8 protein-coding genes are annotated in these 13,923 nt (G+C 72.2%); 5 read left to right on the top strand and 3 right to left on the bottom strand.

The genetic code is table 11. The features are described 5' to 3' along the window. Positions 1-194: 194 nt before the first annotated feature. The gene (locus AB0M39_RS18245; RefSeq protein ID WP_365365410.1) at positions 195-1,907 is read right to left on the bottom strand and encodes a PucR family transcriptional regulator ligand-binding domain-containing protein; all 1,713 of its coding nucleotides are present in this window, start codon (positions 1,905-1,907) and stop codon (positions 195-197) included. A gap of 295 nt (positions 1,908-2,202) precedes the next feature. Here AB0M39_RS18245 and AB0M39_RS18240 point away from each other — a divergent pair, with 295 nt between their 5' ends. The 5 genes from AB0M39_RS18240 (at position 2,203) to AB0M39_RS18220 (ending at position 9,036) form a co-directional block, all read left to right on the top strand. Next, positions 2,203-3,102, top strand: a complete 900-nt coding sequence (locus AB0M39_RS18240; protein ID WP_365365408.1) for a xanthine dehydrogenase family protein subunit M — start codon at positions 2,203-2,205, stop codon at positions 3,100-3,102. Further along, positions 3,093-3,677 (top strand): (2Fe-2S)-binding protein, encoded by a 585-nt coding sequence (locus AB0M39_RS18235; RefSeq protein ID WP_365365406.1) that lies wholly within the window; start codon positions 3,093-3,095, stop codon positions 3,675-3,677. Before AB0M39_RS18240 ends, AB0M39_RS18235 begins: the two co-directional genes overlap by 10 nt. Before the next feature lie 5 nt (positions 3,678-3,682). Continuing rightward, positions 3,683-6,091, top strand: a complete 2,409-nt coding sequence (locus tag AB0M39_RS18230; RefSeq protein ID WP_365365404.1) for a molybdopterin cofactor-binding domain-containing protein — start codon at positions 3,683-3,685, stop codon at positions 6,089-6,091. A gap of 271 nt (positions 6,092-6,362) precedes the next feature. Continuing rightward, positions 6,363-7,844, top strand: coding sequence for an NCS2 family permease (locus AB0M39_RS18225; RefSeq protein WP_365365402.1), 1,482 nt, complete (start codon positions 6,363-6,365; stop codon positions 7,842-7,844). A gap of 40 nt (positions 7,845-7,884) precedes the next feature. Next, on the top strand, positions 7,885-9,036 hold the full coding sequence (locus AB0M39_RS18220; protein ID WP_365365400.1) for an XdhC/CoxI family protein: 1,152 nt from the start codon (positions 7,885-7,887) through the stop codon (positions 9,034-9,036). 94 nt (positions 9,037-9,130) lie between these two features. Here the strand turns inward: AB0M39_RS18220 and eccCb are convergent, their stop codons facing one another. Together eccCb and AB0M39_RS18210 are read right to left on the bottom strand one after the other, a co-directional pair. Beyond that, positions 9,131-13,450 carry a type VII secretion protein EccCb gene (eccCb, locus tag AB0M39_RS18215; protein ID WP_365365398.1) on the bottom strand — a complete coding sequence of 1,440 codons (4,320 nt, stop codon included), beginning with the start codon at positions 13,448-13,450 and terminating at the stop codon, positions 9,131-9,133. Then, the gene (locus tag AB0M39_RS18210; RefSeq protein ID WP_365365396.1) at positions 13,413-13,895 is read right to left on the bottom strand and encodes a hypothetical protein; all 483 of its coding nucleotides are present in this window, start codon (positions 13,893-13,895) and stop codon (positions 13,413-13,415) included. Before AB0M39_RS18210 ends, eccCb begins: the two co-directional genes overlap by 38 nt. Positions 13,896-13,923 lie beyond the last annotated feature (28 nt).

The following is a 13,923-nucleotide window of genomic DNA, read 5'->3' as shown; positions in this document are numbered from 1 at the left end:
GACGCGCGCGCTGGCTTCGTACGGCGACGAGACCGCGCCCCCCGCTCCCTCCCGAGCCCCCGCGCCTCAAACGCCGGCGAGGCTGGATGTGCGCCTCGAGCGCCGGCGGGGCTGGATGTGCGCCTCAAGCGTCGGCGGGGCTGGGTTGGGCACGTGACTCAAGTGCCGGCGAGCCCGTGAACCCCCCGTCCCCCTCAGCTCATCCGGAGCGCCAGGAAGAAGTCCAGCTTGTCCTCCAGGCGGGACAGGTCTCTGCTTGTCAATTGCTCGATTCGGCCCACCCGGTACCGCAGCGTGTTCACGTGCAGATGCAGCCTTGCCGCGCATCTCGTCCATGAGCCGTCGCAGTCCAAGAACGCCTCCAGCGTCGGGATCAGCTCCGCCCGGTGTCTGCGGTCGTAGTCGCGCAGCGGGTCCAGCAGGCGCGCTGTGAAGGCTCGTCGGACGTCGTCCGGGACGAACGGGAGCAGCAGGACGTGGGAGGCCAGCTCGTGGTGGCCCGCCGCGCAGACGCGGCCCGGGCGGGCCGCCGCGACGCGGCGGGCGTGGCGGGCCTCCTCCAGGGCGCCGCGCAGGCCCTCCGCCGAGTGGACCGCCGCGCTGACGCCCAGCGTGAGGCGGCCGTCGTCGGCGAGGCCGGCCGAGAGCGGGTCCCGTACGGAGGCCAGCAGCGCGTCCGCGTGCAGCCCCGCCTCTATGGCCTCCTCCTCGCCGGTCTCCGGCGAGACGGGGACCGTCGGCAGCGGTACCAGGGCGATGGCCTCGTCGCCCGTGTGGGCGACCGCGATGCGGTCGGAGGAGTCGGAGCCGGTCACCGCCGGGTCCACGAGGATCTCCTCCAGCAGGGACTGGGCGACCGGCCCCGCGTCGATGCCCGTGCCCGTGCCGGAGCCCGCCGAGCCGTCCTGGCCGCCCCAGTCCACCCGGGCCACCACGACCTGCCAGTGCGGCGCGGTCCCCAGGCCCGGCAGCAGCACCGGCGCGGCCACCCGGAGCCTGGCCGCGATCTCCGCAGGGGCCGCGCCCGTTTGGACCAGCTCCAGGACCTCCTGCGCGAGCCGCCGCCGTACCGTGCGCGCCGCGTCCCGCCGGTCCCGCTCCACCGCGATCAGCTGGGTCACGCCCTGGAGCAGGTCCAGCCGCGCGGCCGGCCAGTCGCTCGCGTCCGCCTCGACGGCCAGCAGCCAGTCCGACAGGACGGTCTCGCGTACGTCCCGGGCCGCCGGGACCGCTCCGCGCCCGGTGTTACGGATCGGGAAGAGCGAGTACGTCACCGCGCCCACCGTCGCCCGGTGCGGTCCGCGCCGCCCCGTGCGGACCGCCGCCAGGTGCTCCCCGGCGAGCTTCGCGCTCGTCGACGGCGGCAGCGGATCGCCCGCCCCCGCGATCTGGCGGCCGGTCGGCGAGAGCACCCAGGCGCGAAGGTCCAGGTCGGAGCCGAGCAGGTCCAGGACGACGTCCGGTCCGCCGCCCGCCGGACCGGAGGTCATCAGCCTCCTGTGCCTGTCCACGACAGCAGCGAGGTCCCCGGCCCGCTCGCCGGAGACCTGGCGCACGACGTACTCGGTGATCGTTGCGAAAGCGACGGACTCGTTGACTGCGAACAGGGGGAGGTGGTGGCGTGAACACGCCTCCACCAGATCTCCGGGGACGTCCGCGAGCTCCGCCTCCCCGGCTGCGAGGCCGGCGACCCCCGCGCCTGCGAGAATTCGTACAAAAGGTTCGGAGTCAGCGGCGTCGTGCCGCCATGCGAGCCCGGTGAGCACCAGCTCGCCGCCCGAGAGATAGCGGCTCGGGTCCCGCAGGTCGGTCGTCATGACGCCGCGTACGCCGCGGTCCAGCTCCTCGTCACCGCCGAGCAGCCGCAGCCCCAGCGCCTCGGTTTCCAGCAGTGCGCGCAGCCGCATCTCGTCGCCGCCGATCTGTCTCGTTGTTGCCGGTGACCTGTGGCCACGGTTTCCGGGGGAAAACGGTGAGGTAACTGAGCCTCGCCTTTCGTTCGAATCTACAAGACGAGGGAGGCGGCCAGCCAACTCCTTCATGTTTTCGGTGACTGCACCCCGGACGAGCAACGCTTGTGTACTTGTGCCACACCGCGTTAACAGCACGTGAATACCAGTCGAGGGTCGGCCGTCCCTGGCCCGTTTGCGACGTACGCCCCCCGATGCGCACGACCACCGATCACGAAGAAGAGAGCCACTCATGGACTTCCTTCGCCCCGCCAGCTGGGAGGAGGCGCTCGCGGCCAAGGCCGAGCACCCCACCGCCGTGCCCATCGCGGGTGGCACCGACGTGATGGTGGAGATCAACTTCGACCACCGGCGGCCGGAGTACCTCCTCGACCTGAACCGCGTCGGCGAGCTGAGCGAGTGGGAGGTCGGCCAGGGCAGCGTGCGGCTCGGCGCCTCCGTTCCGTACACCCAGATCATGGAGAACCTCAGGGCGGAGCTGCCCGGTCTGGCTCTCGCGTCGCACACCGTCGCCTCCCCGCAGATCCGCAACCGCGGCGGCGTCGGCGGCAACCTCGGCACCGCGTCCCCGGCCGGCGACGCCCACCCGGCCCTGCTCGCCGCGGGCGCCGAGGTGGAGGTCGAGTCGGTGCGGGGCAGCCGCCTCATCCCGATCGACGCGTTCTACACCGGCGTCAAGCGCAACGCCCTCGAGGCGGACGAGCTGATCCGCGCGGTCCACGTCAAGAAGGCCGACGGGCCGCAGCAGTTCTCCAAGGTCGGCACCCGCAACGCCATGGTGATCGCGGTCTGCGCCTTCGGACTGGCGCTGCACCCCGAGACCCGCACCGTGCGCACCGGCATCGGCTCCGCCGCCCCGACCCCGGTCCGGGCGAAGGCCGCCGAGGAATTCTTGAACGCCGCGCTCGAAGAGGGCGGACTCTGGGACAGCAGGAAGATCATCACGCCGTCCGTCGCCAAGCAGTTCGCCGATCTCGCAGCCGGCGGCTGCAGCCCGATCGACGACGTGCGCGGCACCGCGAGCTACCGCCGTCATGCCGTCGCCGTCATGGCCCGCCGCACGCTCGGCTGGACCTGGGAGTCGTACCGCGGCCAGGACCGCGGCGTCGAGGGAGTCGCATCATGCGCGTGAACTTCACGGTCAACGGCCGTCAGCAGGAGGCCGACGACGTCTGGGAGGGCGAGAGCCTCCTCTACGTACTGCGCGAGCGCATGGGCCTGCCGGGCTCGAAGAACGCGTGCGAGCAGGGCGAGTGCGGCTCCTGCACGGTCCGCCTGGACGGCGTGCCCGTCTGCTCCTGCCTCGTCGCGGCCGGTCAGGCCGAGGGCCGCGAGATCGTCACCGTCGAGGGCCTCGCCGACTACGCCAAGCAGCGCGCCGAGCGAGCCGAGTGCGCGACCGGCGCCTGCGGCACCTCGCTCCAGGACGCCCGGCACTGGAGCGCCCAGGGGACGGACTCGCAGACCGGCGAGGGCACTGAGCTCTCCCCGATCCAGCAGGCGTTCATCGACGCCGGCGCCGTGCAGTGCGGCTTCTGCACGCCCGGTCTGCTGGTGGCCGCGGACGAGCTGCTCGAGCGCAACCCCGAGCCGTCCGACGCGGACATCCGCGAGGCGCTCTCCGGCAACCTCTGCCGCTGCACGGGCTACGAGACGATCCTCGACGCGGTCCGCCTCGCGGCCGCCCGTCAGGAAGAGGCGGTCTGACAGCCATGGCTTCCACTCCACGCGCCGCCGCCGCTCCGGCCGGCACTCCCACGAACCTCTCCCAGGGCTCCCAGACCAAGGGCGGCGTCGGCGAGTCGACGCTCCGCCCCGACGGCACCCTCAAGGTCACCGGCGAGTTCGCGTACTCCTCGGACATGTGGCACGAGGACATGCTCTGGGGCCAGACGCTGCGCTCCACCGTGGCGCACGCCGAGATCCGGTCCATCGACGTCTCCGAGGCCGTGGCCATGCCCGGCGTCTACGCCGTGCTGACCTACGACGACCTGCCGGCCGAGACGAAGAACTACGGCCTGGAGATCCAGGACACCCCGGTCCTCGCCCACGGCAAGGTCCGCCACCACGGCGAGCCCGTCGCGCTGGTCGCCGCCGACCACCCGGAGACCGCCCGCCGCGCCGCCGCCAAGATCAAGATCGACTACGTCGAGCTGCCGCTCGTCACGGACGAGGCGTCGGCGACCGCGCCGGACGCGGTCCTGGTCCACGAGGCCCGCGCCGACCACCACATCGGCCATGTGCCGCACCCGAACATCGTGCACCGCCAGCCCATCGTCCGCGGCGACGCCGACGCGGCCGCCCGGCGCGCCGATGCGATCGTCCAGGGCGAGTACACCTTCGGCATGCAGGACCAGGCCTTCCTCGGCCCGGAGTCCGGCCTCGCGGTCCCCGCCGAGGACGGCGGCGTCGAGCTGTACGTGGCCACCCAGTGGCTGCACTCCGACCTCCGCCAGATCGCGCCCGTCCTCGGCCTGCCCGAGGAGAAGGTGCGGATGACGCTCTCCGGCGTCGGCGGCGCGTTCGGCGGCCGCGAGGACCTGTCGATGCAGATCCACGCCTGTCTGCTGGCGCTGCGCACCGGCAAGCCCGTCAAGATGGTCTACAACCGGTTCGAGTCCTTCTTCGGACACGTCCACCGGCATCCGGCGAAGCTCTCCTACGAGCACGGCGCCACCAAGGACGGCAAGCTCACGCACATCAAGTGCAGGATCGTTCTGGACGGCGGCGCCTACGCCTCCGCCTCCCCGGCGGTCGTCGGCAACGCGTCCTCGCTGAGCGTGGGCCCGTACGCCGTCGACGACGTCGACATCGAGGCCATCGCGCTCTACACCAACAACCCGCCCTGCGGCGCGATGCGCGGCTTCGGCGCGGTCCAGGCGTGCTTCGCCTACGAGGCCCAGATGGACAAGCTCGCGGCGAAGCTCGGCATCGACCCGGTCCGGTTCCGGCAGATCAACGCCATGGAGCAGGGCACGCTCCTGCCCACCGGGCAGCCGGTCGACTCCCCGGCGCCCGTCGCCGAGCTGCTGCGCCGCGTCAAGGCCAGGCCGCTGCCGCCCGAGCAGCAGTGGCTCGCCGCCGGCGAGGCGCCGGACGTCCGCGCCCTGCCGGGCGGCCTGTCCAACACCACCCACGGCGAGAGCGTCGTACGCGGCGTCGGCTACGCGGTCGGCATCAAGAACGTCGGCTTCTCCGAGGGCTTCGACGACTACTCCACCGCCCGGGTGCGGATGGAGGTCGTCGGCGGCGAGCCGGTCGCGACCGTGCACACCGCGATGGCCGAGGTCGGCCAGGGCGGCGTCACCGTCCACGCGCAGATCGCCCGCACCGAGCTCGGCGTCGCACAGGTGACCATCCACCCGGCCGACACCCAGGTCGGCTCGGCGGGCTCCACCTCCGCCTCCCGCCAGACCTACGTCACCGGCGGCGCGGTCAAGAACGCCTGCGAGAGCGTCCGCGAGAAGGTGCTGACGATCGGCCGCCGCAAGTTCGGCTCGTACCACCCCGCCTGGGCCACCGCCGAGCTGCTGCTCGAAGGAGGCAAGGTCGTCACCGACGGCGGCGAGGTCCTCGCCGACCTGGCGGACGTCCTGGAGGACGAGGCGGTCGAGCTGGAGCTCGAGTGGCGCCACCGGCCCACCCAGGCGTTCGACCTGGTCACCGGCCAGGGCAACGGACACGTCCAGTACTCCTTCGCCGCGCACCGCGCGGTGGTGGAGGTGGACACCGAGCTGGGCCTGGTCAAGGTCGTCGAGCTGGCCTGCGCCCAGGACGTCGGCAAGGCGCTCAACCCGCTCTCCGTCGTCGGCCAGATCCAGGGCGGCACCACCCAGGGCCTGGGCATCGCGGTGATGGAGGAGATCATCGTCGACCCGAAGACCGCGAAGGTGCGCAACCCGTCCTTCACGGACTATCTGATCCCCACCATCCTCGACACGCCGACGATCCCCGTCGACGTGCTCGAACTGGCCGACGACCACGCGCCGTACGGGCTGCGCGGCATCGGCGAGGCCCCGACCCTGTCGTCCACCCCGGCCGTCCTCGCGGCGATCCGGAACGCGACGGGGCTGGAGCTGAACAGGACGCCGGTACGACCCGAGCATCTGACCGGCGCCTGATTCCCCATCACCTCTCCGGGCGGTGGGCCGTGCCTCCAAGGAACGTCACACTTCCGCCCGTGCTCGCCGCCCGGAGAACCCCAGTACCGCACCGCTCGCGGTCCTCGGAGCACCACCGGCACCATCCGCACCACCGGCACTACCAGAACCACCAGCACCATCCAGTTCGTCTCGGGCCGTCCCCCGGGTCGTGCAGCCAGCGCACCATCCCAAATCCCGCAGATGCCGATCCACGGCGCGGGTGCCCCTGTGAACCTTGGGAGTAGGCACCATGACCCAGCAGTCCCTTGAGACCGAGACCCCGGCGGAGGACGCCGGCGCGGGAACGCGCCAGCCGGCCGGACGGTCTTGGCTCGACCGGTACTTCCACATAACCCAGCGCGGTTCGACCATCGGTCAGGAGGTGCGCGGCGGCGTCACCACCTTCATGGCGATGGCGTACATCATCCTGCTTAACCCGGTGATCCTCTCCGTGCCGGACGCGACCGGCCAGCGGCTCGACGGCGACCAGCTGACCACCGCGACCGCCTTCGCCGCCGCCGCGACGACCATCGTGATGGGCGTGATCGGCAATGTGCCGCTGGCCCTCGCCGCGGGACTCAGCGTCTCAGCCGTCATGGCATTCCAGGTCGCACCTGAGATGACCTGGGAAAACGCGATGGCCATGTGTGTCATCTACGGCCTGGTGATCGTCCTGCTCGTCGTCACCGGCCTACGCGAACTGATCATGAACGCGATTCCGCTGGCGCTCAAGCACGCCATCACCATGGGAATCGGCCTCTTCGTCTGTCTCATCGGTCTGGTCCAGGCCGGATTCGTCACCTCGATGCCCGGCGAGGGCGGCATCTCCGGCGCCAAGCCCATCCAGCTCGGCACGGCCGACATGCTCACCGGCTGGCCGGTCCTGTGCTTCTCCTTCACCGTTCTGCTGATCTTCCTGCTGCAGGTCCGCAAGGTCCCCGGCGCGATCCTCATCGGAATCGTCGGCGGCACCGTCTTCGCCGCGGTCGTCCACCAGTTCGCCGGCCTCGACAAGAAGTCCTGGGGCGGCCTGAACGCCCCGGAGATCACCGGCTCGATCGTCTCCACACCCGACTTCGGCCTCTTCGGCAAGGTCTCCTTCGACGGCATCGGCGGCGTCGGCGGCATCACGGTCGGCGTCATCGTCTTCACCCTGGTGCTGGCGGGCTTCTTCGACGCCATGGGCACCATCATCGGCATCGGCCAGCAGGCGAACCTGGCCGACGACAAGGGCAAGATGCCCGGCCTCAACAAGGCTCTGGCCATCGACGGCGCGGGCGGCGCGATCGGCGGCGTCGCCGGCGCCTCCGGCCAGACCGTGTTCGTCGAGTCCACCGCCGGAGTCGGCGACGGCGCACGCACCGGCCTCGCCAGCGTCGTCACCGGCCTCGCCTTCACGCTCTGCCTGTTCTTCACCCCGCTGGCCCAGGTCATCCCCACCCAGGTGGCCGCCGGCGCGCTCGTGGTCATCGGCTCGATGATGCTGACCAACGCCAAGCACATCGACTGGAACGACCAGGCGACCGCCATCCCGGTCTTCCTGACCACGGTCCTGATGCCCTTCACCTACTCCATCACCGCGGGCATCGCGGCGGGCGTCATCGCCCACGTCCTCATCAAGGCCGTCCAGGGCCGGGCCCGCGACATCGGCTGGCTGATGTGGGTGCTCGCCGTGGTCTTCCTGGCCTACTTCGCCCTTCACCCGATCGAGGGCTGGCTCGGGGTCAAGTAGCTCCGTGCCGCCTTCCCCGCACCCTCCGAGGAGTACCGACATGCTGGACATCGCCGAAGAGCTGCACCGGTGGGTCGAGCAGGGCCGCGACTTCGCCGTCGCCACCGTGGTGGCCGTCGGCGGCAGCGCGCCCCGCCGGCCGGGCGCCGCCCTGGCCGTCGACAGCGCCGGCACGGCGATCGGGTCGGTCTCCGGAGGGTGTGTGGAAGGCGCGGTGTACGACCTGTGCCTGGAGTCGCTCACGGACGGCGAGACCGTTCTCGAACGCTTCGGCTACAGCGACGACGACGCCTTCGCCGTGGGTCTGACCTGCGGCGGCGTCGTCGACATCCTGGTCACCCCGATCCGTGCGGAATCTCCCGCCCGTCAGGTGTTCGTCGCCGCGCTGTCCGCCGCCGCCCGTGGGGAGGCGGCGGCCCTCGCGCGGGTCGCCGAAGGACCGGACGGTGTGATGGGCCGCGCGATCCTCGTCCGGCCGGGCGGCTCCTGCGAGGGCTCCCTCGGCGGCCACACCGAGCTGGACCGCACCGCGGCGGCCGAGGCGAGCGCCATGCTGGACGCCGGGCGCACCGGCGCCGTCGTCATCGGCGAGGACGGCAGGCGCTGCGGACAGCCGCTGACCCTGCTCGTCGAGTCCAGCGTCCCCGCCCCTCGCATGATCGTCTTCGGCGCCGTCGACTTCGCCTCCGCGCTGGTGCGCGTCGGCAAGTTCCTCGGCTACCACGTCACCGTCTGCGACGCCCGCCCCGTCTTCGCGACGAGGACCCGCTTCCCCGACGCGGACGAGATCGTCGTCGACTGGCCGCACCGCTATCTGGAGTCCGCCGAGGTGGACGGCCGCACCGTGCTGTGCGTCCTGACGCACGACGCCAAGTTCGACGTGCCCCTGCTGGAGCTGGCCCTGCGGCTTCCCGTCGCGTACGTCGGCGCGATGGGCTCCCGCCGCACCCACGAGGACCGCAACACGCGGCTGCGCGAGGTCGGCGTCACCGAGCTGGAGCTCGCCAGGCTCCGCTCCCCGATCGGCCTCGACCTCGGGGCGCGCACGCCCGAGGAGACCGCGCTGTCGATCGCCGCGGAGATCGTCGCGGGCCGCCGCGGCGGCAGCGGCGCCTCGCTGGCCGGCGCGCACACCCCGATCCACCACGACGTCCCGCGTGAGGCGGCCGTCCCGATCGGCTCCGTCGCCTGAGCGGCCCGGGCGGCGCGGCAGCCGGCGCGCCTGACCTCAGGCCTGACCTCACCGTGGCCTCAGGCCCGACCGCACTCCCGCCCCACACTTGACCTCACGACATGTGCAGCGGCTGGTACGCCAGCTGGATCTGGCGCAGCGAGTGCCTGCGGGTCACCAGCGTCCCGCGCCCCGGCGGCTGCCGCGAGGGCCGCACCGGGCCGATCAGGTTCCCCTCCGACGCGTCCCCCGACAGCACCAGACCCTGCGCGCCCGCCTCCTTCATACGGCTGAGGAACGGCTCGTACGAAGCCCGGGAGGCCCCCACCGAGCTGCGGGCCAGCACCACCCGCAGTCCCAGGTCCCGGGCGAAGGGCAGATGGTCCGACAGCGGAGCCAGCGGGTTCGCGCCGGTGCTGAGCAGTTCGTAGTCGTCCACGAGCACATAGGCGTCCCGCCCGTGGTACCAGCTGCGGTCGCGCAGCTGCTCGGGCGTGGTGTGCTCGGACGGCATCCGCTGGGCCAGGGACTCCGCCAGCTCCCCGAGCACCGCCTTCAACTGCGCGCCCGACGTGCAGTACTTGAGCAGATACGACTTCGGCACGTCCCCCAGCAGCGAGCGCCGGTAGTCCGCCACCACCAGCATCGCCTGGTCCGCGGTGTGCCGCGCGGTGATCTGCCGCGCCAGCAGCCGCAGCAGCGAGGACTTGCCGGACTCGCTCTCGCCGAAGACCAGCAGCAGCGGGTCCGTCTCGAAGTCGACGAACACCGGCGTCAGCGTGGCCTCGTCGACGCCGATGGGGACGCCCCGCCCGGGGAAGGCCCCCGCCTTCGGGAGCTCGTCCGCCCCGAGCAGGTCCGGCAGCATCCGCACGGGCGGGGCCGCCGGACCCGGCCAGTGCGAGCGGACCGTCGCGGCCAGCCTCTGCGTCTCCTCGCCGAGCGTGTCCCGGCCGTCGGAGTCGGCGAGGCGGGGCAGCGCGGCCAGGAAGTGCAGCTTCTGCGGCGTCAGCCCGCGACCGGGCGCGCCCATGGGGACGTTCTCCGCCTCCTCGCGGTCGATCTCCGACTCCGCCGGGTCGCCGAGCCGCAGCTCTATCCGGGTGAGGAGGTGGGAGCGCAGCGCCGGGCGGACCTCCATGTGGCGGGAGGCGCTGATCAGCAGATGGACCCCGAGGCCCGGGCCGCGCTCGGCGATGTCCATGATCATCGGGTCGAGGAGCTCGTACTCCGTCTTGAACGACGACCAGCCGTCGACGACCAGGAACACATCGCCCCACCGCTGCTCCTCCAGATGCCCCGCCGCCAGCCGGGTCCGGAAGGCGGCGACGGAGTCGATGCCCTCGGTGCGGAAGAGCTCCTCGCGCGCGTCCAGGAAGATCGCTATCTCGGCCACCGTCCGGCGCACCTTCTCGCCCTCGAGGCGCGAGGCCACGCTCCCCACATGCGGCAGGCCGGCGAGCTGGGACATGCCGCCCCCGCCGAAGTCCAGGCAGTAGAACTGCACTTCGGCCGGCGTGTGGGTGAGGGCGAACGCGGCGACGACCGCCCGCAGCAGCGTGGACTTCCCCGACTGCGGCCGCCCGACGACCAGTCCGTGCCCCATGTGCCCCGAGAAGTCCAGCTCCATCACGTCACGCCGCTGCTCCAGCGGATTGTCGACGATCGCGACCGGCACGACGAGACGACGGCCCCGCTCGCCGTACTCCGCCGGGTGCAGGCCGCGCTCCGGCGAGGTCGCCAGCGCCGGCAGCAGCTGCGCGACCGAGGGCGACGCGTCCAGCGGCGGCAGCCAGATCGGATGCGCGACCGGCCCCCTGCCCGCCAGCTGCCGCACCACGACGTCCAGCAGCGTGTCCGCCCCGTCGTCGTCGAGGCCGGCGGCGCCGTCCGTGCGGCAGGCCCCCGAGACGTACGCCGCCCGGAAGCGGGTCGTCTCCTCGCCGGTCCTCAGATAGCCCGAGCCCGGCGCCGGCGGCAGATGCAGGGCGTCGGGCACGCCCAGCACCGCGCGGGACTCGGACCCCGAGGAGGTGCGCAGGCCGATGCGGTACGAGAGATACGTGTCCAGGCCGCGCAGTCTGCCCTCCTCCAGGCGCTGGGAGGAGAGCAGCAGATGCACCCCCAGCGAGCGGCCGAGGCGGCCGATCATGATCAGCAGGCTGTTGAACTGGGGCCGGTCCAGCAGCTCGTAGAACTCGTCGACGACGAACACCAGCGAGGGCAGCGGGTCCTCCAGCGGCGCGCCCGCGGCCCGGGCCCGCTGGTAGTCATGGGCGCTCGCGTAGCCGCCCGCCCCGCGCAGCAGGTTCTGGCGGCGCAGCAGCTCGCCGTGGATCGCGTCGCCCAGCCGGTCGGCCATGCCGGGGTCGTCCGCGAAGCCGGCGACGACGGCCGAGACATGGGGCAGGTCGCGCAGTCCGTCGAAGGCGCCGTCGCCCTTGCCGTCGGCGAGGACGAAGTTCAGCGTCTGCGAGGAGTGGGTGAGGGCGAGCCCCAGCACCAGCGTGCGCAGCAGCTCCGACTTGCCCGAGCCGCTCGCGCCCACGCACAGACCGTGCGGACCCATGCCGCTGCTGCCGGACTCCTTCAGATCCAGCAGCACCGGCTCGCCGCCCTGGCCGACGCCGATGGGGACCCGCAGCCGCAGGGCCGTCGGCCGGGACTGCCGGATCTCGTCCAGGTCCAGCGCCGCCGGGTCCTCGACGCCGAACAGCTCGGCGAAGGACGGGGAGGACTCCAGCGGAGCGGCGTCCGCCGCCTCTCGTCTCAGCCCCAGCCAGCTCGCCCGGATCCGGTCGGCGACGTCGCTCAGCGCGCGCCGCGCCCTGGCCGGATCGGCGACGTCCTCGATCCTGGGCACCGCGACCCTGAAGCGCCTGCGGTGCGCCAGTCCCCAGCCGACGCCCACCGACGAGGCGAGCGACGCGTCGACGAGCGACTCGTCGGGGGCGTCCAGCGCGAGCTCGACCCGTGTGCCCAGCAGCCCCAGCAGATCGGTGGGGAAGTCGCTCCAGCGGCGGGCGGACGCGAAGAGGTGGACTCCGTAGTTGAGCCCGGTGTTGGCCAGCCGGTGGATCTCGTCGGCGAAGGCCGGATCCTCCAGATGGAAGTCCAGCCAGCCGTCGACGACCAGGAAGACGTCGCTGCCCGCCGCGCCCTGGAGCCCGCCCGAGGCGCGCAGCTCCCGGAACTCCTCGATGGAGTCGATGTCGCGCTCCCGGAACAGCGAACGACGCGTCGCGACGGCCTTCTTGACCGTGCTCAGGATGCCGGCGACGGCGTCGTGCTCATGGGGCGCCGCGACCATCGTGACGTGCGGCATCCGACGCAGCACCCCGAGGCGGTTGACCGCGCCCTCCAGGAGGTAGAACTCCGCCTCGTGGGGTGTGTGCGTCAGCGCCAGCGACATGATCATGACGCGCAGCAGGGTCGTCTTGCCGCTGCCCAGTCGTCCGACGACCGCCGCGTTCCCCTCCCGGCTGGAGAAGTCCAGGCACATCGGCTCGCCGCCGGACCCGGCCTCCATCCGGCCGATCGGCACCGCCAGGCGCGAGGAGCCCTCCCAGGAGTCGCAGATGAAGCCCCGGTCGGCCGTGTCCACGGGCGGCGGCAGCAGCGACCCCAGCAGCAGCTCGTCCGCTCTGCCCGCGCCGGCCGAGGGGCGGGCCGCGGAGTCTCTGCGGGGCGCGTACGCCAGGGGGACGTTGCCCTCGCACTGCCCGGACTTGGTGGGCGTCTGCTCGGGGCCGGACTGGTTGACCACGGCGTCGTGCACAAAGGTGTACAGCTCGTCGGGCGTGATGACGCCGTCGCCGTTCAGGTCGGCCAGCCCCGTGCTCACGCCCTCGATCACCGAGGCGGTGAACCGGGAGCCGTGGTGCGGATTGTCGAGGGTCAGCTGGTCGCCCTCGTACGCGTACTCCAGCGCGGTGGAGGCGGTGATGACGAAGGTGCCGCGTCCGACGAGCGCCGACTCGACGTCCACCGGCGCCGCGGACATGGGCGCGTTGCCGCGGTGGAACAGGCCGCTGTAGCAGCAGTCGAGCAGCACGATCTTGCTGCGGGCCTGGCACTCGTCGAGGAGGTGGTGCAGGAACGCGGCGGGGATCGCGGTGGTGTGCGGACGCTGGAGCTTGGTGCCCAAGGTGGCGAAGAACAGCCGGTCCTTGTCGTTCCTGATGCCGTGGCAGGAGAAGTAGAGCAGCACGAGATCGTCGGGGGAGCGGTCGCTCAGGACCTCCTCGACGTAACTCTCGATCTCGGCCTTGGGCCGGTTGAGCATCGCGCGCACATAGTCGAAACGCCCGACCATCGGGTCTTCGAGCAGCTTCGCGAGCTCGGACGCGCCGCGGGCCGGCGCCCGCAGCTGGTTGAGGCCCGGGTCGGTGTAGCCGTCAGTCGCGACCAGCAGTGCGATGCGCTGACCCGCCATCGTCGCCCCCTGGCCCGCCGTCGCCGCCCTGACCCGCACCCTGCCCCTGACTCGCGGCCGCGGCGCCCTGCTCGGCCGAGGCGGCGAGGTAGGGCGCCAGCGCCTCGACGAGCGTGCGCTGGTCGTGGGCGGACAGGGCGTCGAACGTCCCCTTGAAGTCGCCGAACTCCCACTCCACCGCACGCGCCTTGGAGCGCCGCAGATGCTCCACGACCACGGTGGACACGGCCTTCAAAGCGGCGGCGGAGAAGGCGCCGCTGAGGACCAGCACCCCCAGTTCGTACCCCGCCCCGGCCATCGAGCCGGGCGGCGGGGCGGTCTGCTTGCGCTCGACGCGGAGCAGCCCGAGCGTCCGCAGATCGAGGTAGAGGCTCTTGACTTGGCGGTCCAGCTGGTCCGCGGTGGCTTCCGTGCCGGCGTCCACACGGAGTTCCAACAGATGCACTCGTGCCCCCTCTGCCCTGGGTCCCGCT

This window comes from Streptomyces sp. NPDC051907, from assembly GCF_040681075.1.
Classification (GTDB): Bacteria; Actinomycetota; Actinomycetes; order Streptomycetales; family Streptomycetaceae; genus Streptomyces.
This window is presented reverse-complemented; position numbering and strand designations above follow the sequence as displayed.

Bases quoted from the DNA above. Each gene is read 5' to 3' on its own strand.
- AB0M39_RS18225 (WP_365365402.1), top strand. From the start codon at position 6,363: ATGACCCAGCAGTCCCTTGAGACCGAGACCCCGGCGGAGGACGCCGGC.
- AB0M39_RS18220 (WP_365365400.1), top strand. From the start codon at position 7,885: ATGCTGGACATCGCCGAAGAGCTGCACCGGTGGGTCGAGCAGGGCCGC.
- AB0M39_RS18235 (WP_365365406.1), top strand. From the start codon at position 3,093: ATGCGCGTGAACTTCACGGTCAACGGCCGTCAGCAGGAGGCCGACGAC.
- eccCb (WP_365365398.1), bottom strand. From the start codon at position 13,450: ATGGCGGGTCAGCGCATCGCACTGCTGGTCGCGACTGACGGCTACACC.
- AB0M39_RS18230 (WP_365365404.1), top strand. From the start codon at position 3,683: ATGGCTTCCACTCCACGCGCCGCCGCCGCTCCGGCCGGCACTCCCACG.
- AB0M39_RS18245 (WP_365365410.1), bottom strand. From the start codon at position 1,907: ATGCGGCTGCGCGCACTGCTGGAAACCGAGGCGCTGGGGCTGCGGCTG.
- AB0M39_RS18240 (WP_365365408.1), top strand. From the start codon at position 2,203: ATGGACTTCCTTCGCCCCGCCAGCTGGGAGGAGGCGCTCGCGGCCAAG.